Here is a 1,997-nt window from a genome sequence, read left to right as displayed (position 1 = left end):
GGGCCGTCGGGACCAGGTGTTCCTGGCGACCAAGGCGGCCGCGCCTCGTCCGCGTTCAGGACGAGCCCGGCCGCCTTGGTCGCCAGGAACACCTGGTCCCGACGGCCCCGACGGCCCATCCACCGGCCGAGCAGTTCCTCGCTCTCGCCTCCGTGACTGCCCGGCCGCTCCCACCAGCAGTAGCAGTTGGCGGTGTCCAGCAGCGTCCCGCCCGCGTCGGTGAACCGGTCGAGCATCGCGAAGGACGTCTCCTCGTCCGTCGTCGTGCCCATCAGCATGCAACCGAGTCCCAGCCGGCCGACACTCGTCCCGGTGCGGCCCAGCTCGACGTGCTTCATGGAAGTCCCCCTCGCGATCGGCTTGTTCGACGGGGCCTCACGCTAGGACCTGGAGTGCGCACCAGGGCAAGGGCGGCCGCGCCCTTCCCGTCTCCGACCCGGGGACGTCCTGCCGATCGGGACCGGACCGCGGGGTGCCGGCGCGCGGGCAGTGGCCGGTCTTCGGACTCCCGGGCGCTTCCACCGGGACCACCAGGCGGACACCTGCCGGCCGTCGCCCCCCAGGCCCGTCCCGGGCCCAGCGCTGTGTGGCGGCGGTCGTTCCCGCTCACCGCCGCGGGGCAGTCCCGGATTCCCACCGGGTTCCCTGCCCCGCCCGGCGGACGGGGCGGACCAGCCGCCCCGCCGGCCATCGACAGCGGCCCAGGCCCGGACCGGCCGCGCGTGCCCCGCCCGCTCCTACAGCCAGTCCTTCTTCTTGAAGACCACGTACAGGCTCACGCACACCACCGCCATCAGCACCACCGCGAACGGGTACCCGCCCGCCCAGTGCAGCTCCGGCATGTGGTCGAAGTTCATGCCGTAGATCGTGCCGACCAGGGTCGGGGCGAAGAGGATGGCCGCCCACGACGAGATCTTCTTGATCTCCTCGTTCTGCTCGAAGCCCGCCTCCGCCAGCGCGCGCATCTCCGCGTTCTGCTGCTGGGTGACCAGCGTCGCGTTCACCGTGAGGATCTCCGTCAGGGCCTGACGGAAGCCGTCCACGCGCTCGCTGGTGTGGGTGACGTGGTCGGCGACGTCGCGGAGGTAGCGCTGGAGTTCCTCGTCCGTGCCGTACTTGGCGAAGCCGGCCATCAGGCCGTGCAGCATGCCGACCAGGGGCCGGGTGGCCCGCTGGAACTCGACCATCTCGCGGGAGAGTTCGTAGATGCGGCGGGAGACCGCCGGGTCGCCGCCGAAGACCTCGGTCTCGATCTCGTCGATGTCGTTCTGCACGCCCGCGACGACCGGGACGTAGCCGTCGACGACCGCGTCGAGGATCGCGTACAGGACCGCCTCCGGGCCCAGGGCGAGGAGCGCGGGGTTGTCCTCCATGCGGCGGCGGACCGCGGAGAGGTCGGGGGCCTCGGCGTGGCGGACCGTGATCACGAAGTCCCGGCCGACGAAGACGTGGAGTTCGCCGAAGTCGACCTCCTCCGGGGCGTCGAGATAGCGCGCCGCGCGCAGGACCACGAACAAGGTGTCGCCGTAGCGCTCCAGCTTGGGACGCTGGTGCGCCTCCATGGCGTCCTCGACGGCCAGTTCGTGGAGGTCGAACTCGGCGGCCAGGGAGTGGAGTTCCGTCTCCGAGGGGCGGTGCAGGCCGATCCACGCCATGCCGTCCGGGTGCTCGCGCAGCTGACGGAAGGTGTCGGCGAGCGTGTCGGGGGACGAGACCTTGCGGCCGTCGCGGTAGAGCGTCGCCTGCACCACGCTCGGCTGGTCGCCCGCCCCGGTCTCGTCGGGACGCGCCGGGCCCCGGGACGCCGACGGTTCCGGCTGGCGGCGCCAGGCTGCGCGGGGACGGCGTTCCGGCACGGTGGCTCCACCTCCGCAGGCGTTCGGGATCGCGCGGCTGGGTCTCCGGGCAGGGGTACGCCTCCGGACTCGCGGGGATCGCCGCCGACTTCGGGGTCAACGTCTGACGCCGGCCCCACGGCCGGGCCCCACCGCCCGTCC

The 1,997-nt window shown here is 72.7% G+C and carries 2 protein-coding genes and 1 riboswitch; both genes read right to left on the bottom strand.

Going from position 1 to position 1,997, the window contains the following annotated elements; all coding sequences use genetic code 11:
• A partial coding sequence (locus tag EAO71_RS02885; RefSeq protein ID WP_147976206.1) for an aldo/keto reductase occupies nt 1-338 on the bottom strand: 338 nt, incomplete at its 3' end.
• Nucleotides 339-495: 157 nt separating this feature from the next.
• Nucleotides 496-646: riboswitch (cobalamin riboswitch) on the bottom strand.
• A 91-nt stretch (nt 647-737) separates the two neighbouring features.
• Nucleotides 738-1,856 (bottom strand): magnesium and cobalt transport protein CorA, encoded by a 1,119-nt coding sequence (locus tag EAO71_RS02880; RefSeq protein ID WP_147976180.1) that lies wholly within the window; start codon nt 1,854-1,856, stop codon nt 738-740.
• Nucleotides 1,857-1,997 lie beyond the last annotated feature (141 nt).

The organism is Streptomyces sp. MS191 (assembly GCF_008042125.1).
In the GTDB taxonomy this organism is placed as follows: domain Bacteria; phylum Actinomycetota; class Actinomycetes; order Streptomycetales; family Streptomycetaceae; genus Streptomyces.
This window is presented reverse-complemented; position numbering and strand designations above follow the sequence as displayed.